Annotated in this window: 19 protein-coding genes and 3 tRNA genes; 20 read left to right on the top strand and 2 right to left on the bottom strand. The window is 62.6% G+C overall.

The features are described from left to right. The first annotated feature begins 101 nt into the window (after window positions 1-101). Entirely contained in the window at window positions 102-779 is a 678-nt protein-coding gene (gene hutC / locus GR138_RS16525) for a histidine utilization repressor (protein WP_420853658.1), read from the top strand. Window positions 780-782: 3 nt separating this feature from the next. Here hutC and GR138_RS16520 read toward each other — a convergent pair whose 3' ends face one another. After that, on the bottom strand, window positions 783-2,741 hold the full coding sequence (locus GR138_RS16520; RefSeq protein WP_160860355.1) for a CHASE2 domain-containing protein: 1,959 nt from the start codon (window positions 2,739-2,741) through the stop codon (window positions 783-785). A gap of 432 nt (window positions 2,742-3,173) precedes the next feature. Here GR138_RS16520 and GR138_RS16515 point away from each other — a divergent pair, with 432 nt between their 5' ends. Continuing rightward, window positions 3,174-4,007: a Hint domain-containing protein gene (locus tag GR138_RS16515; protein ID WP_246200533.1), complete on the top strand. Its 834-nt coding sequence runs from the start codon at window positions 3,174-3,176 to the stop codon at window positions 4,005-4,007. A 329-nt stretch (window positions 4,008-4,336) separates the two neighbouring features. Here the strand turns inward: GR138_RS16515 and GR138_RS16510 are convergent. Continuing rightward, window positions 4,337-4,412 (bottom strand) — tRNA-Val (locus tag GR138_RS16510). Window positions 4,413-4,655: 243 nt separating this feature from the next. On the opposite strand from GR138_RS16510, the gene GR138_RS16505 reads away from it, so the two are divergent. The 18 genes from GR138_RS16505 (at window position 4,656) to GR138_RS16420 (ending at window position 20,523) form a co-directional block, all read left to right on the top strand. Next, window positions 4,656-4,732: transfer RNA gene (locus GR138_RS16505), tRNA-Asp, on the top strand. Window positions 4,733-4,780: 48 nt separating this feature from the next. Then, window positions 4,781-4,857 (top strand) — tRNA-Asp (locus GR138_RS16500). A 502-nt stretch (window positions 4,858-5,359) separates the two neighbouring features. Further along, entirely contained in the window at window positions 5,360-5,725 is a 366-nt protein-coding gene (locus GR138_RS16495; protein ID WP_119258712.1) for an NADH-quinone oxidoreductase subunit A, read from the top strand. Next, window positions 5,716-6,297 (top strand): NuoB/complex I 20 kDa subunit family protein, encoded by a 582-nt coding sequence (locus tag GR138_RS16490; protein WP_160860354.1) that lies wholly within the window; start codon window positions 5,716-5,718, stop codon window positions 6,295-6,297. Before GR138_RS16495 ends, GR138_RS16490 begins: the two co-directional genes overlap by 10 nt. A gap of 18 nt (window positions 6,298-6,315) precedes the next feature. Next, window positions 6,316-6,921: an NADH-quinone oxidoreductase subunit C gene (locus GR138_RS16485; protein WP_160860353.1), complete on the top strand. Its 606-nt coding sequence runs from the start codon at window positions 6,316-6,318 to the stop codon at window positions 6,919-6,921. A 48-nt stretch (window positions 6,922-6,969) separates the two neighbouring features. Beyond that, window positions 6,970-8,160, top strand: coding sequence for an NADH-quinone oxidoreductase subunit D (locus tag GR138_RS16480; protein ID WP_160860352.1), 1,191 nt, complete (start codon window positions 6,970-6,972; stop codon window positions 8,158-8,160). Then, window positions 8,160-8,402, top strand: coding sequence for a hypothetical protein (locus GR138_RS16475; RefSeq protein WP_160860351.1), 243 nt, complete (start codon window positions 8,160-8,162; stop codon window positions 8,400-8,402). The genes GR138_RS16480 and GR138_RS16475 overlap by 1 nt, the downstream gene beginning before the upstream one ends. Before the next feature lie 16 nt (window positions 8,403-8,418). Beyond that, window positions 8,419-9,552, top strand: a complete 1,134-nt coding sequence (locus GR138_RS16470; RefSeq protein ID WP_160860350.1) for an NADH-quinone oxidoreductase subunit E — start codon at window positions 8,419-8,421, stop codon at window positions 9,550-9,552. Between the two features lie 15 nt (window positions 9,553-9,567). Continuing rightward, window positions 9,568-10,194 (top strand): hypothetical protein, encoded by a 627-nt coding sequence (locus tag GR138_RS16465; RefSeq protein ID WP_160860349.1) that lies wholly within the window; start codon window positions 9,568-9,570, stop codon window positions 10,192-10,194. Window positions 10,195-10,199: 5 nt separating this feature from the next. Continuing rightward, window positions 10,200-11,504: an NADH-quinone oxidoreductase subunit NuoF gene (gene nuoF / locus GR138_RS16460; protein ID WP_160860348.1), complete on the top strand. Its 1,305-nt coding sequence runs from the start codon at window positions 10,200-10,202 to the stop codon at window positions 11,502-11,504. Window positions 11,505-11,508: 4 nt separating this feature from the next. Next, on the top strand, window positions 11,509-12,156 hold the full coding sequence (locus tag GR138_RS16455) for an NADH:ubiquinone oxidoreductase (RefSeq protein ID WP_202402694.1): 648 nt from the start codon (window positions 11,509-11,511) through the stop codon (window positions 12,154-12,156). Between the two features lie 124 nt (window positions 12,157-12,280). Beyond that, complete coding sequence (nuoG, locus tag GR138_RS16450; RefSeq protein WP_160860347.1) at window positions 12,281-14,359, top strand: NADH-quinone oxidoreductase subunit NuoG; 2,079 nt, start codon at window positions 12,281-12,283, stop codon at window positions 14,357-14,359. A 20-nt stretch (window positions 14,360-14,379) separates the two neighbouring features. Next, the gene (gene nuoH / locus GR138_RS16445; RefSeq protein WP_160860346.1) at window positions 14,380-15,426 is read left to right on the top strand and encodes an NADH-quinone oxidoreductase subunit NuoH; all 1,047 of its coding nucleotides are present in this window, start codon (window positions 14,380-14,382) and stop codon (window positions 15,424-15,426) included. A gap of 36 nt (window positions 15,427-15,462) precedes the next feature. Next, window positions 15,463-15,954 carry an NADH-quinone oxidoreductase subunit NuoI gene (nuoI, locus tag GR138_RS16440; protein ID WP_160860345.1) on the top strand — a complete coding sequence of 164 codons (492 nt, stop codon included), beginning with the start codon at window positions 15,463-15,465 and terminating at the stop codon, window positions 15,952-15,954. A 103-nt stretch (window positions 15,955-16,057) separates the two neighbouring features. After that, a complete protein-coding gene (locus tag GR138_RS16435) occupies window positions 16,058-16,672 on the top strand; it encodes an NADH-quinone oxidoreductase subunit J (RefSeq protein ID WP_160860344.1) in 615 nt (204 codons plus the stop codon). A 26-nt stretch (window positions 16,673-16,698) separates the two neighbouring features. Continuing rightward, entirely contained in the window at window positions 16,699-17,007 is a 309-nt protein-coding gene (nuoK, locus tag GR138_RS16430; RefSeq protein WP_160860343.1) for an NADH-quinone oxidoreductase subunit NuoK, read from the top strand. Window positions 17,008-17,014: 7 nt separating this feature from the next. Then, the gene (gene nuoL, locus GR138_RS16425) at window positions 17,015-19,012 is read left to right on the top strand and encodes an NADH-quinone oxidoreductase subunit L (protein ID WP_160860342.1); all 1,998 of its coding nucleotides are present in this window, start codon (window positions 17,015-17,017) and stop codon (window positions 19,010-19,012) included. Further along, the gene (locus GR138_RS16420; RefSeq protein WP_160860341.1) at window positions 19,012-20,523 is read left to right on the top strand and encodes an NADH-quinone oxidoreductase subunit M; all 1,512 of its coding nucleotides are present in this window, start codon (window positions 19,012-19,014) and stop codon (window positions 20,521-20,523) included. The genes nuoL and GR138_RS16420 overlap by 1 nt, the downstream gene beginning before the upstream one ends. Window position 20,524 lies beyond the last annotated feature (1 nt).

Here is a 20,524-nt window from a genome sequence, read left to right as displayed (position 1 = left end):
TTCTGCGCCCGGCAGCAGCGGAGGCGACCATTTCCACCGAAGAGGACAAGACGCGCCCCGACACGAGGGAGCCCTCGCTGCATCGCCGCATCCTCGAAGAGGTGGAGGGCAAGATTCTGTCGGGCGAATGGCCGCCCGGCCACCGCATTCCCTTCGAGTACGAGCTTACCGAGCAGTACCAGTGCTCGCGTATGACGGTGAACAAGGCGATCACGGACCTCGTCAAGCGCGGCCTGATCGAGCGCCGCCGCAAATCCGGTAGCTACGTCACCCACCCGCATGCCCAGTCCGCGGTGCTGGAAATCCACGACATCCGCCTGGAGGTCGAATCGCTCGGTCTGCCCTATCGCTACGAGCGCCGCACGCGTCTCGATCGCCCCGCCAAGGCGGCCGACCGGCGTCTCATGGAGCTTGGCGAATCGGCGCGGCTGGCGGAGATTTCCGCGCTGCATTTTGCGGGCGCCCAGCCATTCTGCCTGGAGGATCGTCTGATCAACCTCGCCGCGGTGCCCGAGGTGAGGGACGAATCGTTCGACGCTATCGCCCCCGGTGCCTGGCTGATGAGCCGCGTTCCCTGGAGCGCCGCCGAGCACCGCATCCGCGCGGTCGGTGCCGATAGCCGCACCGCCGGTTTCCTGGCGATCGCCCCGGGCACGCCCTGTCTCGTCGTCGAACGCCGCACCTGGAGCGGCGGCGTCTACATCACCCACGTCCGGCTGACCTATCCCGGCGAAAAACACGAACTCGTCGCCGAATTCGCGCCGACTCATCCGAAGTGAAATTCAAGCGCCGGCGGTGGCGTGGCCGGACCGCACGGTCTGATAATAGGGCACCAGCGCCGGAGCGGCCTCCGCCAACCTGTCGAAGCGCATGTCATCTGCCGTGAGATCACCGGCATATTTGTCTGCGACGAGCCGGGCGTGCAGCGCCTTCACCTCTTCCGGCAGGCTGCGCACGACGGTGTAGACGGGCGCGGCCGTCGTGCGGCCTTTCACCGTGATGCGGTCCAGTTCCAGCACCGCGAAGTCCGCCTCGGCAAACGTCGCCGTCTGCTCGCCGATCAAGAGCGGCACGCCATACAGTTTCGACGCACCCTCGAGGCGGGAGGCAAGGTTCACCGCGTCGCCCAGCACGGAATAGTCGAACCGTTGCAGCGAGCCCATATTGCCAACCACGCAATCCCCCGTGTTGATGCCGATGCCGATTCGCAGCGGATGGTAGACGGTGCCGTTTCTGCGCGCCTCCGAGTGCAGTTCGGCATTCAGCGCCGCCATGGCGTCCAGCATGTCGAGCGCGGCGGCGACGGCATGGTGGGCGTGTCGCGGGTCGTCGAGCGGCGCGTTCCAGAAGGCCATCAGGCAGTCGCCGATATATTTGTCGATCGTGCCGCCATGTTTCAGCACGATGTCGGAGAGCGGCGTCAGCAGCCGGTTGATCAGGGCCGTCAACTGCTCCGGGTCGTCCTTCAAGGCCTCGGCGATGGTGGTAAAGCCGCGCACGTCGCAGAACAGGATCGAAAGCGTGCGCCGCTCGCCGCCGAGTTTCAACTGTGATGGATCGCGCGCCAGACGCTCGACAAGGGCGGGGGAGAGGTATTGCGAGAAGGCGCGCACGATTTCGCGCCGCCGCCTCCGTTCTTCCGCATAGTCGAGCGCAGTCTGGCCGGCGGCGACGAGCAGAAGGGCGATCGTCGGGCCGATCGGCGAAACGAAGACATTCGCCACGCGAACGAGCGCAAAGCTGGCAAGGCCGATCGCCACCACCGCAAAAAGACCAAGCGCGATGGTCTGCCAGCGGGTCGCGGTGCGCACGATGGCGGCGGCAAGTAGGGCTGCAAGGGCAACGGCACCGATGGCGACCGGCACGCCGGCGCGCGTTATGGCGACATCCGACGTCAGATTGTCGAAAATCGTTGCCTGGATTTCCGCGCCCGGCACCAGTTGGCCGGTATGAACGGTGTAGGATGTGGCAAAGGCGTCTGCCCCGCCGGAATTGAGCGCCGGCGCGTTCTGCAGGCTCAGGCCGACGATGACCACGCGCCCCTTGAACGTGTCCTTCGGCAGCATGTTTTCTGGATCGAGCGCCTGATAGTAGGACACCGTTGGATAGCTGCGCGAGGGACCGAAGGATTGCAGCAGCTTTCCGGAAGGCGGCACCGTTGCTTTCCCGACAATGCGGGCGAGCGCCATCGCGAAGCCATCGTCATAGCTCGGCAAATCACGGAAAACCCCATCGCCGCCGAGCGCAATGGACGCAATGCCCGTCACCGCTCCCGCTTCGGTGAAGGCCGGCAGCGGCGTGGTGCGCAAAAGCTGGTCGGCCTGCGGCGTGACGATCAGGCTTTCGTCGCCCGCAAGCACGACGTCCGGCCCGAGCGCCTTGGCAAGCGCGTCGTCGGAAGCCGGGTTGGAGGGCTCCGCGAAGATGATGTCGAGGCCAATCGCCCTGGCTCCGGCCCTGCGCAGGCTTTCGACGAGCCGGGCGTGCAGGTCGCGCGGCCAGGGCCACTGCGCATTGATATCGGCGAGCGACGGCTCGTCGATCGCCACGACGATCGGGCTATCGGCCGGCGGGCGGGGATCGTCGATGGTGGAGAGATAATCGAAGGCGCGCAGATCCGCGAGCGACCAAGCGGGGAACTGGGCTAGGGCCGTTACCAATCCGATCACCGCAAGTGTCAGAAGGGCAAGGCGACGGCTGCGGCGCGACCAGTGGCACGGGTGGCAAAAACCAGTCGTCATGCTCCGCTTTCCAGTGAAAGCGGCGTTTCGAAAACGGGCGTCGCGCCGGTGCGTGGACAAGGGTTTTTCATGGCGCCAGCACTCGGCATCCGCCCGAAAAAGTCAAGCCGGCGTGCCTCGAGCCGCATCATGTCGCTCAAGTCGGGACAAGAGCATCCTGCAAACCTATATAAGAAGCCGTTCACGAACGCATAAGGGTTTATGGTGATGCGACCGGTGATGAAGGTCTACGTCTCAGGGATTAGGAGCAGCGTCACTTTACGCCATCTGCCCTAGGCTCTGCCAATGGTCTCCCCCTTTCAGGCGACCATCTGCACCGGTTTTTGCATGGGGCTACAGCGCTACTCACAATTCGTCTCAATCGCCAATTTGAGCAAACTACGCTCTATTTAATCCTTCACATACGGCAGCCAACGGCAGCAGGAGGAAGCCATGTCGGTAGATCGGAAGCCTGATATGCGGATTAATCGAGCGAGGCGTCACTTCCTGGGCTTGTCGGTTGCCACGAGCGCCCGTCTTGTCGCGATAGGCTCCCTGGCTGCAACCCTGCTTCCCTCGGCCGCCCAGGCATTGGGAACCAAATGGTGGAAAAAGGGCGGTGGCGGTGGAGGCGAAGGCGGCGGTTTGTGCTTCCTGGCCGGGACCTCGATCAAGACGGTAACCGGGGCAATCCGCGTCGAAAACCTTCGCATCGGCGATCTGGTCGAAACGGTGGATGGCGAGGCGAAACCCGTCAAATGGATCGGATATCACAGCTTCAGGCGGACTGGCCGTCACTGGAGCAAGAACGCGATGCCCATTCGCATCGCGCGTCATGCCCTAGACGAAAAATCGCCGCACCAGGATCTCTATGTCTCGCGGGGCCATGCACTGTATATCGACGGCGTGCTGATCCAGGCGGCCGATCTCGTCAACGGAACCTCCATCACGCAAGCGGTGCCGGACGGTGTCGAAACGCTCGACTACTTTCATATCGCCTTCGAGGCGCACGAGGGCATATTCGCTGAAGGGGTCGCAGCCGAGTCGTTGCTGCTCAAGGATGGCAATCACGAAATATTCGCGAATTTCGCAGACTATGCCCGCCTCTATCCGGACGATCCGCAGCCTGCGATGATTCCTTTCGCACCAACCGTCAGTTATGGCGGACGCGAACATCTGAAGGCCTTGATCCGTCTGGCAGTCCCGCGATTTGCCCCGACATGCAAGCCCGCTCGGCGGCTCTATGAGCGGATCGCCGATCGCGCGGAGAGCTCGGCGGCGATGTAGCCAGAAGACACGGCGATTCCATCGTAAACATTGGCGGGTCTCACGACCCGCCCCGATCCGGTACGGCAGGCTGCCCGCGTCAAACAGGGGCGCTGGAGGCTTGAGTTCCCCAAATTCTGGGTCGGCATTGCGGGATCAGACCAAGAAATCGGTATGGCTTTCGGCCGATAGTGCGCCGCGCGCTCTTTTCCGGCGGGATTTCGGCTGCGCCATGCATCATGGATGCCCGGCCACGGAGTTCTGGCGGTGCGAAAAGGCCGTGGATGGAGGGCAAATGACGCCAGAAAAGCAAAAAGCCCTGCGTAGACAGGGCTTTGTACGGAAATGAATGGTGGGCGATGACGGACTCGAACCGCCGACATCCTCGGTGTAAACGAGGCGCTCTACCAACTGAGCTAATCGCCCGCCGCGTTGGTGGCCGTGATCTATGCGGAACCGGATCAATCCGCAAGAGGCTATCGCAAAGTTTTTGCATTTTTTTGAATGACCCCATGGAGATGCGGCAGGCTGTGGAAACATTTCGCCATGCGTCATTCTTTTGTCTTGAAAGCTGCTTGACACCCACAGGCGAACCCCTTAGTTAGCCGCTCATCGAACGGCGCAGGCCGCTCGGGACGGATGCTTCGTCATCCGGTTGCTTTCGAGGATGCGGGTGTAGCTCAGTCGGTTAGAGTGCCGGCCTGTCACGCCGGAGGTCGCGGGTTCGAGCCCCGTCACTCGCGCCACTCGAAAGGCCGGACGATCATTCGGGGCCGCAAGGTCATGAAATATGCGCGGGTGTAGCTCAGTCGGTTAGAGTGCCGGCCTGTCACGCCGGAGGTCGCGGGTTCGAGCCCCGTCACTCGCGCCATTTCTTTCTCTCCAGATCGTTATCGATGTTTATTCGTGTGGTGCTTCAAGGCGCGCACGGTGTGCTTCTTGTTTTTTGCGTTGCGAAGCCTGCTTTCGGTTCCGGATTTTCCGTCGTCGACTTGATTGATTCTATCGCCGTGCAGTCAAGGCAGCCTTGCGCGGCGAGGCGGTGATGTGTGGCGGTTTTGCCCGTCCGTCAGTCGATCGCAAGGCTTGCGGGCGAGGGCGCGTGAGCGCTTGTCGGCGCCGCACTTTTCCGCTGCGGCGAAACGTCCTGCATTCGGCTCGTCCTGAAATCGTAACGATTTAAATGGCTTTGCTGCCGGCCTTTCCGCATGACCGCGAAAAGAACACAATGATTGCGGCGAAAGCCGGACAAAGCCTTGCGCAGGGACGCTCACTGCGCTAACCACTTTGGCGTTGCAACATACTTTTTCGGCTTGCAGGTCTTGGACCAACAGGCGTCTCTCCGGCGCCGTTAGCAGGCAGGATGGACGCCAATGACTGAACTTCTCGGTTCCTATATTCCGATCGCCATCTTCATCGGTATCGCGCTCGTGATCGGCATTGCACTGCTGGTCGCGCCGTTTGCCGTCGCATACAAGGCGCCGGATTCGGAAAAGCTCTCCGCGTACGAATGCGGCTTCAACGCATTCGATGATGCGCGCATGAAATTCGACATCCGCTTCTATCTGGTGTCGATCCTCTTCATCATCTTCGATCTTGAAGTGGCCTTCCTCTTTCCCTGGGCCGTTTCCTTCGGCGACATGGGCTGGTTCGGCTTCTGGTCGATGATGGTCTTCCTCGGTGTCCTGACCATCGGCTTTATCTACGAATGGAAGAAGGGAGCACTCGAATGGGAGTAGCCCATACCAGCAACACGCTTGTTGCCCAGCAGCCGAAGGGGATCATCGATCCCTCGACCGGCAAGCCCATCGGCAGCAATGATGCCTATTTCGGCGAGATCAACAACGAACTCGCCGACAAGGGTTTCCTCGTCACCTCGACCGATGAGCTGATCACCTGGGCCCGTACCGGCTCGCTGATGTGGATGACCTTCGGTCTCGCCTGCTGCGCGGTCGAGATGATGCAGCTTTCCATGCCGCGTTACGACGTCGAGCGCTTCGGCTTCGCGCCGCGCGCCTCTCCGCGCCAGTCCGACGTCATGATCGTCGCCGGCACGCTGACCAACAAGATGGCGCCCGCGCTCCGCAAGGTCTACGACCAGATGCCGGAACCGCGTTACGTCATATCGATGGGCTCCTGCGCCAATGGCGGCGGCTACTATCACTATTCCTATTCGGTAGTGCGCGGCTGTGACCGCGTGGTGCCGGTCGACATCTATGTACCAGGCTGTCCTCCCACGGCGGAAGCGCTCCTTTACGGTGTGCTCCTGCTGCAGAAGAAGATCCGCCGGACCGGTACGATCGAGCGTTAAGGGCAGGGGACTTTACATATGAGCGAAGCCCTCCAGGAGCTCTCCTCCTACATTGGCGAAGCGGCTGGCAGACTCGTCGCATCCGCCGATATCGCCTATGGCGAACTCACCCTGAAGACGGACGGTGCGCGCATCCTCGATCTTCTGACCTTCCTGCGCGACGACGTGCAGTGCGGTTTTGTCAATCTCATCGATATCTGCGGTGTCGACTGGCCGGCGCGCGCCGAGCGCTTCGACGTGGTCTATCACCTGCTGTCGCCGCGCCAGAACCAGCGCATCCGCATCAAGGTCGCGACCGGCGAAGACGCACCTGTCCCGTCGGCGTTTCCGGTCTATCCGGGTGCCGACTGGTTCGAGCGCGAAGCCTACGACATGTACGGCATCCTTTTCACGGGTCACCCGGACCTGCGCCGCATCCTCACCGACTACGGTTTCGAGGGGCATCCGCTGCGCAAGGACTTCCCGACGACCGGCTTCGTGGAAGTGCGTTATGACGACGAGGTCAAGCGCGTCGTGTATGAGCCTGTCGAACTGAAGCAGGAATTCCGCAACTTCGACTTCCTCTCTCCCTGGGAAGGCACGGACTACGTGCTGCCGGGCGACGAGAAGGCGAAGCAGAACTGATTTTGGGTCGGGCGACCCGCTAGGGCGCCGGCCTCTGGAGCAAGCGGCATGAACGAGCACAACGTTCGCAATTTCAACATCAACTTCGGCCCGCAGCATCCTGCGGCGCACGGGGTTCTTCGTCTGGTTCTGGAACTGGACGGCGAAATCGTCGAGCGCGTCGATCCACATATCGGCCTGCTGCATCGCGGCACCGAGAAGCTGATCGAGACGAAGACCTATCTCCAGGCCGTGCCCTATTTCGACCGCCTCGACTACGTGGCGCCGATGAACCAGGAACACGCCTTCGCGCTCGCCGTCGAAAAGCTGACGGCGACGGAAGTACCGATCCGCGGACAGCTGATCCGCGTGCTCTATTCGGAAATCGGCCGCATCCTGTCGCACTTGCTCAACGTCACGACCCAGGCCATGGACGTCGGCGCGCTGACGCCGCCGCTCTGGGGTTTTGAAGAGCGCGAAAAGCTGATGGTGTTCTATGAGCGGGCCTGTGGCGCGCGCATGCACTCCGCCTATATCCGCCCGGGTGGCGTGCACCAGGATCTGCCGCACGAGCTGGTGGAAGACATCGGCAAGTGGATCGACCCGTTCCTGAAGACCGTCGACGATATCGACGAACTCTTGACCGGCAACCGCATCTTCAAGCAGCGCAACGTCGATATCGGCGTGGTGAAGCTGGAAGATTGCTGGGCCTGGGGCTTCTCGGGCGTCATGGTGCGCGGTTCGGGCGCTGCCTGGGACCTGCGCCGCTCGCAGCCTTATGAGTGCTATTCGGATCTCGACTTCGACATTCCGATCGGCAAGAACGGCGACTGCTACGACCGTTACGTCATCCGCATGATCGAAATGCGCGAATCGGCGAAAATCATGCGCCAGTGCGTCGACCGTCTGCTCGGCGACGCCAAGGTCGGTCCGGTCTCCTCGATCGACGGCAAGATGGTTCCGCCGAAGCGCGGGCAGATGAAGCGCTCGATGGAAGGGCTGATCCACCACTTCAAGCTCTACACCGAAGGCTACCATGTGCCTGCCGGTGAAGTGTATGCGGCCGTGGAAGCGCCGAAGGGCGAGTTCGGCGTCTATGTCGTCGCCGACGGCACCAACAAGCCCTACCGCTGCAAGATCCGCGCCCCGGGTTATGCCCATCTCCAGGCGATGGATTTCATCTGTCGCGGCCACCAGCTCGCCGACGTCTCGGCAATCCTCGGCTCCCTCGACATCGTGTTCGGAGAGGTTGACCGTTGATGCCGAAACTGGCCCTTGCCATCGCCGCCGTGCTTGTGACCGCCGCTGCCGCCCACGCGCAGCAGGCGGAGGAGCCGCCGATCGTGTCGTCCACCATGGGCGAACTGGCGAGCCAGGGCTACCAGATCAAGGCGGCGGCGCCGAACGGCAGCCGCTACGTCATCTTCATGCAGAATGACAAGTCGGCCTATGCCTGCGAGTTCGTCAACACGACGGACACGCAGTGCCGACTGATTAACTGACACAAGGCGTTACAGAATGTCCGTTCGTCGACTAGCCGAAGACAATGTCCAGCCCGCAAGCTTCGCCTTCTCCAAGGAGAATGCGACCTGGGCCAAGGCAACCATCAACAAGTACCCGAAGGGTCGCCAGCAGTCGGCGGTCATCCCGCTTCTTATGCGCGCACAGGAGCAGGACGGCTGGGTCACCAAGGCGGCGATTGAATCCGTCGCCGACATGCTCGACATGGCCTATATCCGCGTGCTCGAGGTCGCGACCTTCTACACGCAATTCCAGCTGCTGCCTGTCGGCACGCGCGCCCATGTCCAGGTCTGCGGCACCACGCCCTGCATGCTGCGCGGCGCGGAAGACCTGATCAACGTCTGCAAGAAGCGCATCCATGCGCAGCCCTTCCACCTCAACGAGAGCGGTACGCTGTCCTGGGAAGAGGTCGAGTGTCAGGGCGCCTGCGTCAACGCGCCGATGGTCATGATCTTCAAGGACAGCTTCGAGGATCTGACGCCGACGCAGCTCGAGCACATCATCGACCGTTTCGACGCCGGCAAGGGCTCGACCGTCGAGCCCGGCCCGCAGGTCGACCGCATCTTCTCCGCTCCGATTGGTGGCCTTACCAGCCTCAACGAGCCGGAGCCGGTTGCCAAGAAGGCACCGACCCGCGCCAAGAAGGCCGACGAGGACAGCGTCAGCGTCCCTCCGTCGAACGCCGCGCGGGCAAAAACCGACGCAGACGAAACCGATCCGAAGCTTAAGACGCCGGTCACGGCCAAGGCTGAAGCGGCCGCCAATGCCAAGGCGAAGGGCGATACGCGCGCCGAAGGCGGCGATACGGCAGCAAAGCAGCCGGCCGCTCTGGTCGCAAAGCCGTCGCTGGAAGACAAGAACCGTCCGGCCGGCATCGCCCGTCCCGCGACCCCGGACGACCTGGAGCTTATCTCCGGCGTCGGCCCGAAGATCGCCGGCATCCTGCACGAACTCGGCATTTTCACCTTCGCGCAAGTCGCCGGGTGGAAGAAGGCGGAGCGCGAATGGGTCGACAGCTATCTGAATTTCAAGGGCCGCATCGAGCGCGACGACTGGGTCAAGCAGGCCAAGGCGCTCGCCAAGGGCGGCGAAGCGGAATACATCCGCGTGTTCGGCAAGAAGCCGCGGTAAAGCAGGAAGCAACGGATGGCAGCGTTCGGCAAAAAAGGCGTGGAGAGCACTGTTAGGGCAAAAACCCCGATGGCGTCCGCACGTCTGCCGCAGGCCGCCAGCCCTCATCAGGTATCAGGTGAGCGCAGCCGGGTCATGGTGCGCGGCGATGAGCCGCGCGAGGCCAGCCCGACGGTCGTCTTCATCGAAAAGCACTGGCCGAAGGCCGTCGGCGTCGGCATGGCACTGTTTGCGGCCTACTTCAACGTGGTGATGAGCGGCCGGACGGATCCCGTGCGCGTCGTGCTGACCTCCCTGCTGGCCGGCCTGTTCTTCTATTGGGTGGCCAACAAGTTTCGCAAATCGCTGGACGACCTTCATGCCGTCCGCACCAATCCCTTCAAGTCGCCGGCCTATCTGGCGGGCGCGCTTGTCGGGTTCGGCTACTTTGTCTATTCAACATTCCTGGCGCCTTCCGAGGTTCTGGGCGTGGAAGTCGGCGAGCAGACGGCGTTCAAGGACGGTCTACAGGCGGCCGACATGGGCGCCGTAGCGCTGCTGCTGCTGAAGGCGGCGGGCAGCGCGGTGGCCGGCGGCGTAGCATTTCAATTCATTGCGCGGCGCGTTTTCGGCGCTGCCAATGCCACGGAAAATGGCGGGTAAGAACCATGCTTAAGGACCAGGATCGTATCTTTACCAATATCTACGGCACCAAGGACAAGTCGCTGAAAGGCGCCATGGCCCGGGGTCATTGGGACGGCACGAAGCAGCTGCTCGAAAAGGGTCGCGACTGGATCGTCAACGAGGTCAAGGCGTCGGGCCTGCGCGGCCGCGGCGGCGCCGGCTTCCCGACGGGTCTCAAGTGGTCCTTCATGCCGAAGGAATCCGACGGCCGTCCGCACTATCTCGTCGTCAACGCCGACGAATCCGAGCCCGGCACCTGCAAGGACCGCGATATCCTGCGCCACGATCCGCACACGCTGATCGAAGGCTGCGTGATCGCGTCCTTCGCCATGGGCGCCAATGCGGCCTATATCTACGTGCGCGGCGAGTTCATCCGCGAGCGCGAGGCGCTGCAGGCGGCGATCGACGAGTGTTATGATGCCGGTCTCCTCGGCAAGAACAACAAGCTCGGCTACGATATCGACATCTATGTCCATCACGGCGCCGGCGCTTACATCTGCGGCGAAGAAACCGCGCTGCTCGAAAGCCTCGAAGGCAAGAAGGGGCAGCCGCGCCTGAAGCCGCCATTCCCGGCAAACATGGGCCTCTACGGCTGCCCGACGACGGTCAACAACGTCGAATCGATCGCCGTCACGCCGACGATCCTGCGCCGTGGCGCCGCCTGGTTCTCCTCGTTCGGCCGCCCGAACAATGTCGGCACCAAGCTCTTCATGATGTCCGGCCACGTCAACAAGCCCTGCACCGTCGAAGAGGCCATGGGCATCTCCTTCAAGGAGATGGTCGAAAAGCACGGCGGCGGCATTCGCGGCGGCTGGGACAATCTTCTCGCCGTCATCCCCGGCGGCGCGTCCTGCCCGGTCGTCAAGGCCGAGGACATGATGAACGTCACGCTGGACTTCGACGGTCTGCGCGACGTGAAGTCCTCCTTCGGCACCGGCGGCATGATCATCATGGATCGCTCGACGGACATCATCAAGGCGATCTGGCGCATCTCGGCCTTCTTCAAGCACGAGAGCTGCGGCCAGTGCACGCCGTGCCGCGAAGGCACCGGCTGGATGATGCGCGTCATGCAGCGCATGGTGACCGGCAACGCCCAGAAGCGTGAAATCGACATGCTGTTCGACGTCACCAAGCAGATCGAAGGTCACACGATCTGCGCGCTCGGTGATGCGGCTGCCTGGCCAATCCAGGGCCTCATTCGCAACTTCCGCCCTGAAATCGAGGCGCGGATCGACCAATACACGGCCAACGCCATGGACCATGGCGCGGTGCTGGAAGCAGCGGAGTAAGGCGATGATGAAGCCGGCAGGACAGGATGCAAATTCCACCCAAGTCCCGCCGGCAACAGCCGCCGGCGACGACCCGTTCGGTCTGGCGCCGTGGCTGAAGCCGATGCCGGGCATGCCGCTGATGGCTGATCCCGTCGCGGCGATGGCGGCAACCACGGCGATCGGTTTCGGCATTGCGGGCCAGATGGCCGGGATGATGCTGGGCCTGATGCAGGACGCGACGGCGCGGGCCAAGGTGGCGCTTGACGAGGCGGCCGAGGTTACCGCCAAGGCGGCGCCCGTCGAGGCCAAGCCGGTGCTGGCGGTGGTTTCGCCGGAACCGGTGGTGAAGGCACAAGTGCCGGCCGCTGAAGAGACGATAAAGGTGGCGCGCGAGAGACGCGCGACGCCGAAGGTGGTGGAAGCAAAGCCGGTGCGCAAGGCACCGGCCGCGAGAACCGCCAAGGCCGATGACCTGAAGGCGATTTCGGGCATCGGGCCGAAGCTGGAGCAGGTGCTGAACGGCATGGGCATCCGGCGTTATGCCGACATCGCGGCCTTGAAGGCTGAGGATGTGGCGCGGATTGAAGCCGAACTCGGTTTTGGTGGGCGGCGTATCGTCCGCGACGGCTGGGTGGAGCAGGCAAAGGCGCTGGCGAAGGGCAGGGGCTGAGGCTCCACCGGGACCGGTGAGTTGAGAACAAAGGCCGAAGGGCCGGGCAAGGGCCCGGAACGAAGGCCGGAGAGAATGGCGCTGGCGAGACGCGGGGTTCCACGTCAAAAGCGGGAAAGCAGATATGGCAAAGCTGAAAGTCGACGGAAAAGAAATCGAAGTCCCGGATCACTTCACGCTGCTTCAGGCGTGTGAGGAGGCGGGCGCCGAGGTTCCGCGCTTCTGTTTCCACGAGCGGCTGTCGGTTGCCGGCAACTGCCGCATGTGTCTCGTCGAGGTGAAGGGCGGCCCGCCGAAGCCGGCGGCCTCCTGCGCCATGGGCGTGCGCGACCTCCGTCCCGGCCCGAACGGCGAAGCGCCGGAAGTCTTCACGACCACGCCGATGGTCAAGAAGGCGCGCGAAGGCGTGATGGAGTTCCTGCTCATCAACCATCCGCTGGATTGCCCGATCTGCGACCAGGGCGGCGAATGCGACCTGCAGGACCAGGCGATGGCCTTCGGCATCGACTCGTCGCGCTACGCCGAAAACAAGCGCGCGGTCGAGGACAAGTATATCGGCCCGCTCGTCAAGACGATCATGAACCGCTGCATTCACTGCACGCGTTGCGTTCGCTTCACGACGGAAGTGGCCGGCATCACCGAGCTTGGCCTGATCGGCCGCGGCGAGGATGCCGAGATCACCACCTATCTCGAACAGGCGATGACCTCCGAGCTTCAGGGCAACGTGGTCGACCTCTGCCCGGTCGGCGCGCTCACCTCCAAGCCCTTCGCCTTCACGGCCCGTCCGTGGGAACTGAACAAGACCGAATCGATCGACGTCATGGATGCCCTCGGCTCGGCGATCCGCGTCGATACGCGTGGCCGCGAAGTCATGCGCATCCTTCCGCGCGTCAATGAAGAGATCAACGAAGAGTGGATCTCCGACAAGACCCGCTTCATCTGGGATGGCCTGAAGACCCAGCGCCTCGACCGTCCGTATGTCCGCAAGGATGGACGTCTCCAGCCGGCCACCTGGGCGGACGCCTTCGGCGCCATCAAGGCCGCCGTCGCCGCTACCTCCGGTGACCGCATCGGCGCGATCGCCGGCGATCTCGCCTCCGTCGAGGAAATGTTCGCGCTGCGCGAACTGATGGCATCGCTCGGTTCCAAGAGCATTGATTGCCGTCAGGACGGTTCGGCGCTCGATCCGTCGCTCGGCCGCGCCAGCTACCTGTTCAACCCGACCATCGAAGGCATCGAGCAGGCCGACGCCCTGTTGATCGTCGGCTCCAACCCACGCCTCGAAGCTGCGGTGCTGAACGCCCGCATCCGCAAGCGCTGGCGCATGGACAACTTCCCGATCGGCGTGATCGGCGAACAGGGCGAACTGCGCTACGGCTACGAATATCTCGGCGCCGGCACGGATACGCTCTCCGGCCTGATCGACGGTTCGGTCAAGTTCGCCGCCAAGCTGAAGAAGGCCGCGCGTCCGATGATCATCATCGGCCAGGGCGCGCTGTCGCGTGCCGATGGTCTGGCGGTTCTCTCGGCCGTCACCGCGCTGGCGGAAAAAGTCGGTGCGGTGAAGGCGGACTGGAACGGTCTTGCCGTTCTGCACACCGCAGCCTCGCGCGTCGGCGGCCTCGACCTCGGCTTCGTGCCGGGCGAGGGCGGCAAGGCGGCAGCCGACATGCTTGATGGCACCGACGTGCTCTTCCTGCTCGGCGCCGACGAGATGGATTTCTCGAAGAAGAGCGCCTTCACGGTCTATATCGGCTCGCACGGCGACAATGCGGCGCATGTCGCCGACGTCATCCTGCCGGGTGCCGCCTATACCGAAAAGTCGGGCACCTGGGTCAACACCGAAGGCCGCGTCCAGATGGGCAGCCGCGCCGGCTTCGCACCGGGCGATGCCCGCGAAGACTGGGCGATCCTGCGTGCTCTCTCCGATGTGCTGGGCAAGAAGCTGCCGTTCGATTCGCTCGTGCAGCTGCGCGCGAAGCTCTATGCGGCGCACCCGCATTTCGCCCAGATCGACGAGATTGCGGCTGGCGAAATCGCCGATCTTTCCGCACTTGCGAAAAAAGGCGGGACGATGGCGAATTCCGGGTTTGCGTCTCCGATCAAAGACTTCTATTTGACGAACCCGATAGCGCGCGCCTCCGCGGTCATGGCCGAGTGCTCGGCGCTTGCCCGCAACAATTTCAAAGCCGCGGCGGAATGAGCGCGAAGGAATAAGACGGTATGGACGCTTTCATTTCGACCTACGTTTGGCCCGGCCTGATCATGGTGGCGCAGTCGCTGCTGCTCTTGGTCGCGCTGCTGGTCTTCATCGCCTACGTGCTTCTCGCCGACCGCAAGATCTGGGCGGCTGTGCAGTTGCGCCGTGGCCCGAACGTCGTCGGTCCCTGGGGCCTGTTCCAGTCCTTCGCCGACCTCCTGAAGTTCGTCTTCAAGGAGCCGGTGATCCCGGCGACCGCCAACAAGGTGATCTTCCTTCTGGCGCCGCTCGTCTCGGTGACGCTGGCACTCGCCACCTGGGCGGTCGTGCCGCTCAACGATGGCTGGGTCATCGCCAACATCAATGTCGGCATCCTCTACATCTTCGCGATCTCCTCGCTTGAAGTGTACGGCATCATCATGGGCGGTTGGGCTTCGAACTCGAAGTACCCGTTCCTCGGCGCGCTGCGTTCCGCGGCACAGATGGTGTCCTACGAAGTGTCGATCGGCTTCGTCATCGTCACCGTTCTCCTCTGCGTCGGTTCGCTGAACCTGACGGATATCGTCAACTCGCAGCGCGACGGCGTCGGCACGATGATCGGCCTGCCGGGTTCGTTCCTCGACTGGCACTGGCTGGCGCTGTTCCCGATGTTCGTGGTGTTCTTCATCTCGGCGCTCGCCGAAACGAACCGCCCGCCCTTCGACCTGCCGGAAGCGGAATCCGAACTCGTCGCCGGCTTCATGGTCGAGTACGGCTCCACCCCGTACATGATGTTCATGCTCGGCGAATATGCGGCCATCTGCCTGATGTGCGCGCTGACGACCATCCTCTTCCTCGGCGGCTGGCTGCCTCCGGTCGACGTCTGGTTCCTGAACTGGGTTCCCGGCATCGTCTGGTTCGTCCTGAAGGCATGTTTCGTCTTCTTCATGTTCGCGATGGTGAAGGCCTTCGTGCCGCGCTACCGCTACGACCAGCTCATGCGTCTCGGCTGGAAGGTCTTCCTTCCGATCTCGCTCGCCATGGTCGTTATCGTTGCATTCGTGCTGAAGCTGACGGGCTGGTCCGCATGAGGACCGCGCCCCACCTCAGCAGCATTGGAGCTTGAAATGGCTAGTCTCTCCCAAGCCGTCAATTCGCTGTTCCTCAAGGAATTCGTCGGCGCGTTCTTCCTGTCGATGCGTTACTTCTTCCGTCCCAAGGCGACGGTGAACTATCCCTTCGAAAAGGGCCCGGTCTCCCCGCGCTTCCGCGGCGAGCATGCGCTGCGCCGTTATCCGAACGGTGAAGAGCGCTGCATCGCCTGCAAGCTGTGCGAGGCGATCTGTCCCGCTCAGGCCATCACCATCGAGGCGGGTCCGCGCCGCAACGACGGCACGCGCCGCACGGTGCGTTACGATATCGACATGGTGAAGTGCATCTATTGCGGTTTCTGCCAGGAAGCCTGCCCGGTCGACGCCATCGTCGAAGGCCCGAACTTCGAGTTCGCGACCGAGACGCGCGAGGAGCTCTACTACGACAAGCAGAAGCTGCTCGAAAACGGCGATCGCTGGGAGCGGGAAATCGCCCGCAACATCGCGATGGACTCGCCTTACCGCTGATATCGGGCGGAAAGGCATAATGAATGTAAGTGCCTGACGAGACGGTTCGTCAGGCTTCGACGGGGGAGGGGATCTTCTCCGGGGAAGACGAAAAGGCACCAAAATGGGTCTGCAGGCTCTATTCTTCTATCTGTTCGCCTTCGTGGCGGTGGCGTCCGCCTTCATGGTGATCGCGTCCAGGAATCCGGTTTACTCCGTGCTGTTCCTGATCCTCACCTTCTTCAATTCGGCGGGCCTGTTCCTGCTGACGGGCGCCGAGTTCCTGGCGATGATCCTGCTGGTCGTCTATGTCGGCGCGGTTGCGGTTCTCTTCCTCTTCGTCGTCATGATGCTCGACATCGATTTTGCGGAGCTGCGCTCCGGCGCGCTTGAATATGCCCCGGTCGGCGCGCTGATCGGCCTCATCCTTGCGGCCGAGTTGGTCATCGTCGTTGGTGGCTCGACGTTCTCGCCGGAGATCGCCAGCAACATCTCGATGCCGATCCCGCCGGTCGCCCAGCGCGAAAACACCGCGGCCCTCGGCGACGTGCTCTACACGCACTACGTCTACTTCTTCCAGATCGCCGGCCTCGTGCTGCTCGTCGCAATGATCGGTGCGATCGTGCTGACGCTGCGCCACAAGCCACATATCAAGCGCCAGAATATCTCGCAGCAGGTTGCCCGCACGCCGGAAACCGCCGTCGAGGTCGTCAAGGTGAAGCCCGGTCAGGGCATCTGAGGCAGCGGGACCCAAGGAAAAGCATCATGGAAATCGGTATTTCCCACTATCTCACCGTCAGCGCCATCCTGTTCACCCTCGGCGTCTTCGGCATCTTCCTGAACCGGAAGAACGTCATCGTCATCCTGATGTCGATCGAGCTCATCCTGCTTGCGGTCAACATCAACATGGTCGCGTTCTCGGCCTTCCTGAACGATATCGTCGGCCAGGTCTTCGCGCTGTTCATTCTGACCGTCGCGGCTGCGGAAGCGGCCATCGGTCTTGCAATTCTCGTCGTCTTCTACCGCAACCGCGGTTCGATCGCCGTCGAAGACGTCAATATGATGAAGGGCTGATCGGGTCATGGATACCATCATCAAGGCAATCGTCTTCCTTCCTTTGACCGGCTTCCTGATCGCCGGCATCGGCGGCAATGCCATCGGCGCCAAGGCGTCCGAATATGTTACCTCCGGCTTCATGATCCTGGCGGCAGCCCTGTCGTGGGTCGTCTTCTTCGATGTCGCCATGGGCGAGACGGAGATGGTCAAGGTCAGTGTGCTGCGCTGGATCCAGTCCGGCGGCCTCGATGTCGAATGGGCGTTCCGCGTCGATACGCTGACAGCCGTGATGCTCGTCGTGGTGAACTCGGTCTCGACGCTCGTGCACGTCTATTCGATCGGCTACATGCACCACGATCCGCATCGGCCGCGCTTCTTCGCCTACCTGTCGCTCTTCACCTTCGCCATGCTCATGCTGGTGACGTCGGACAATCTGCTGCAGATGTTCTTCGGCTGGGAAGGCGTGGGCCTGGCGTCCTACCTGCTGATCGGCTTCTGGTACAAGAAGCCGTCGGCCTGTGCCGCCGCCATGAAGGCCTTCATCGTCAACCGCGTCGGTGACTTCGGTTTTATTCTGGGCATTTCCGCCGTGTTCGTGCTGTTCGGCTCGATCAACCTCGAGACGATCTTCGCCACCGCCGCGACCTACCTGCCGGCTGAAGGCGCTGCGGACGCTGCCGAACCCGTCATCAACCTCTTCGGCATGACGCTCGACAAGTCGCATGCGCTGACCGCCACCTGCCTGCTGCTCTTCATGGGCGCGATGGGCAAGTCGGCGCAGTTCCTGCTGCACACCTGGCTGCCGGACGCGATGGAAGGCCCGACCCCGGTTTCGGCCCTCATCCACGCGGCGACCATGGTCACCGCCGGCGTCTTCCTCGTCGCCCGCATGTCGCCGCTGTTCGAACTGTCGCACACCGCTCTGATGGTCGTGACGCTCGTCGGCGCCATCACCGCCTTCTTCGCGGCGACGGTCGGCCTCGTGCAGAACGACATCAAGCGCGTCATCGCCTACTCGACCTGCTCGCAGCTCGGCTACATGTTCGTGGCACTCGGCATCGGCGCCTATGGCGCGGCGATCTTCCACCTCTTCACGCACGCCTTCTTCAAGGCGCTCTTGTTCCTTGGCGCCGGTTCGGTCATCCACGCCGTCGATGGCGAGCAGGACATGCGTTACATGGGTGGCCTGCGCAAGCACATCCCGATCACCTTCTGGATGATGACGATCGGCACGCTGGCGCTGACAGGCGTCGGCATCCCGGGCACGGTCATCGGTTTCGCCGGCTTCTTCTCGAAGGACGCGATTATCGAATCCGCCTTCGCCTCGCACAGCCCGGTCGCCGGTTTCGCCTTCGTGCTCTTGGTCATCGCTGCGCTCTTCACCAGCTTCTATTCCTGGCGTCTGGCCTTCATGACGTTCTTCGGCAAGCCGCGCGCGTCCGCCGATGTCATGCACCACGTGCATGAATCGCCGGCCGTCATGCTGATCCCGCTCTACCTGCTCGCCGCAGGCGCGGTCGTCGCAGGCGTGATCTTCGTCGAGTATTTCTACGGCCACCACTACGCCGAATTCTGGCAGGGCGCACTCTTCACGCTGCCGGGCAATGACCTCGTGAACGAATACCATCACGTTCCGAAGTGGGTGAAGTGGAGCCCGTTCGCGGCCATGGCACTGGGCTTCGTCACCGCCTGGTACATGTACATCCGCTCGCCGGAAACGCCGAAGTACCTCGCCGAGCAGCACCGCGGTCTCTACCAGTTCCTGCTCAACAAGTGGTACTTCGACGAGCTGTACGACTTCCTCTTCGTCCGCCCCGCCATGCGGATCGGCAAGTTCCTCTGGAAGAAGGGTGACGGTTCCGTCATCGACGGTCTCGGCCCGAACGGCATCGCCGCCCGCGTGCTGGACGTCACGGATCGCGTCGTGCGCCTCCAGACCGGTTACCTTTATCACTACGCATTCGCGATGCTGCTGGGTATTGCAGCACTCGTTACCTGGATGATGCTCGGGAGCTCCCTCTGATGACCGATTGGCCCATTCTTTCAGCGGTCACCTTCCTCCCGCTCGTCGGCGTGGCGCTTCTGCTGCTGACGCGGGAAGACAGCCCGTATGGCCGGCGCAACATCCTGAACGTGTCGCTGCTGACGACGGTCTTCACCTTCGTTCTCTCGCTCTTCATCTGGATCGGTTTCGACAACGCCAATCCCGGCTTCCAGATGGTCGAGAAGGCCGAGTGGCTCGGCACCGGTATTTCGTACCATCTCGGCGTCGACGGCATCTCCATGCTGTTCGTCATTCTCTCGACCTTCCTGATGCCGTTCTGCGTGCTCGCAAGCTGGCATTCGGTCGAGAAGCGCCTGCGCGAATACATGATCGCCTTCCTGTTGCTGGAAGTGTTCATGGTCGGCGTCTTCGTGTCGCTCGATATCGTGCTGTTCTACGTGTTCTTCGAAGCCGGCCTTATTCCGATGTTCATCATCATCGGTGTCTGGGGCGGCAAGGATCGCGTCTACGCCTCCTACAAGTTCTTCCTCTACACGCTGCTCGGCTCGGTGCTGATGCTGCTCGCCATCATGGCGATGTATTGGCAGGCCGGCACGACCGACATCACCGAACTGCTCGCCTACAGCTTCCCGCCGCATATGCAGACCTGGCTGTGGCTCGCCTTCTTCGCTTCCTTCGCGGTGAAGATGCCGATGTGGCCGGTCCACACCTGGCTTCCGGATGCACACGTGCAGGCGCCGACGGCGGGTTCGGTCATCCTGGCAGGCGTGCTCCTGAAGCTCGGCGGCTACGGCTTCATCCGTTTCTCGCTCGCCATGTTCCCGCTCGCTTCCGACTATTTCGCGCCCTTCGTCTTCGCGCTGTCGGTCATCGCCATCATCTACACCTCGCTGGTGGCGCTGATGCAGGACGACATCAAGAAGCTGATCGCCTACTCGTCGGTCGCCCACATGGGCTATGTGACCATGGGTATCTTCGCGGCGAACGCGCAGGGTCTCCAGGGCGCTATCTTCCAGATGCTTTCGCACGGCATCGTCTCCGGCGCGCTCTTCCTCTGCGTCGGCGTCGTCTATGACCGGCTGCATACCCGCGAGATCGCGGCCTATGGCGGCCTCGTCAACAACATGCCGAAATATGCCGTCGCCTTCATGATCTTCACCATGGCAAACGTCGGCCTTCCCGGCACGTCGGGTTTCGTCGGCGAGTTCATGACGCTGATCGGCATCTTCCGCGCCAACACCTGGGTGGCACTCTTTGCCACCACCGGCGTCATCCTCTCGGCCTCCTACGCGCTCTGGCTCTACCGCCGGGTGATCTTCGGTGCGCTCGAGAAGGAAAGCCTGAAGTCGCTGCTCGATCTGGATATGCGCGAGAAGCTGCTGCTCTATCCGCTCGTGATCCTCACGATCTTCTACGGCGTCTATCCGGCGCCGGTGTTCGATGCGACGGCGGCTTCGGTCGACGCGCTGCTCAATAACTACTCCGCGGCTCTGCAGGCGGCGCAATCCGTTGCGCTGACGGCGAACTGAC

Source organism: Shinella kummerowiae (assembly GCF_009827055.1).
Taxonomy (GTDB): domain Bacteria; phylum Pseudomonadota; class Alphaproteobacteria; order Rhizobiales; family Rhizobiaceae; genus Shinella; species Shinella kummerowiae.
Note: the sequence above shows the minus strand (reverse complement) of the source record. Positions and strands in the feature narration are given on the sequence as shown.

Coding starts and splice junctions, on each gene's coding strand:
- GR138_RS16485 (WP_160860353.1), top strand. CDS start 6,316: ATGAGCGAAGCCCTCCAGGAGCTCTCCTCCTACATTGGCGAAGCGGCT.
- nuoK (WP_160860343.1), top strand. CDS start 16,699: ATGGAAATCGGTATTTCCCACTATCTCACCGTCAGCGCCATCCTGTTC.
- GR138_RS16420 (WP_160860341.1), top strand. CDS start 19,012: ATGACCGATTGGCCCATTCTTTCAGCGGTCACCTTCCTCCCGCTCGTC.
- nuoG (WP_160860347.1), top strand. CDS start 12,281: ATGGCAAAGCTGAAAGTCGACGGAAAAGAAATCGAAGTCCCGGATCAC.
- GR138_RS16480 (WP_160860352.1), top strand. CDS start 6,970: ATGAACGAGCACAACGTTCGCAATTTCAACATCAACTTCGGCCCGCAG.
- nuoH (WP_160860346.1), top strand. CDS start 14,380: ATGGACGCTTTCATTTCGACCTACGTTTGGCCCGGCCTGATCATGGTG.
- GR138_RS16475 (WP_160860351.1), top strand. CDS start 8,160: ATGCCGAAACTGGCCCTTGCCATCGCCGCCGTGCTTGTGACCGCCGCT.
- GR138_RS16465 (WP_160860349.1), top strand. CDS start 9,568: ATGGCAGCGTTCGGCAAAAAAGGCGTGGAGAGCACTGTTAGGGCAAAA.
- GR138_RS16515 (WP_246200533.1), top strand. CDS start 3,174: ATGTCGGTAGATCGGAAGCCTGATATGCGGATTAATCGAGCGAGGCGT.
- nuoL (WP_160860342.1), top strand. CDS start 17,015: ATGGATACCATCATCAAGGCAATCGTCTTCCTTCCTTTGACCGGCTTC.
- GR138_RS16490 (WP_160860354.1), top strand. CDS start 5,716: ATGGGAGTAGCCCATACCAGCAACACGCTTGTTGCCCAGCAGCCGAAG.
- GR138_RS16495 (WP_119258712.1), top strand. CDS start 5,360: ATGACTGAACTTCTCGGTTCCTATATTCCGATCGCCATCTTCATCGGT.
- GR138_RS16520 (WP_160860355.1), bottom strand. CDS start 2,741: ATGACGACTGGTTTTTGCCACCCGTGCCACTGGTCGCGCCGCAGCCGT.
- GR138_RS16435 (WP_160860344.1), top strand. CDS start 16,058: ATGGGTCTGCAGGCTCTATTCTTCTATCTGTTCGCCTTCGTGGCGGTG.
- GR138_RS16470 (WP_160860350.1), top strand. CDS start 8,419: ATGTCCGTTCGTCGACTAGCCGAAGACAATGTCCAGCCCGCAAGCTTC.
- GR138_RS16455 (WP_202402694.1), top strand. CDS start 11,509: ATGATGAAGCCGGCAGGACAGGATGCAAATTCCACCCAAGTCCCGCCG.
- nuoI (WP_160860345.1), top strand. CDS start 15,463: ATGGCTAGTCTCTCCCAAGCCGTCAATTCGCTGTTCCTCAAGGAATTC.
- nuoF (WP_160860348.1), top strand. CDS start 10,200: ATGCTTAAGGACCAGGATCGTATCTTTACCAATATCTACGGCACCAAG.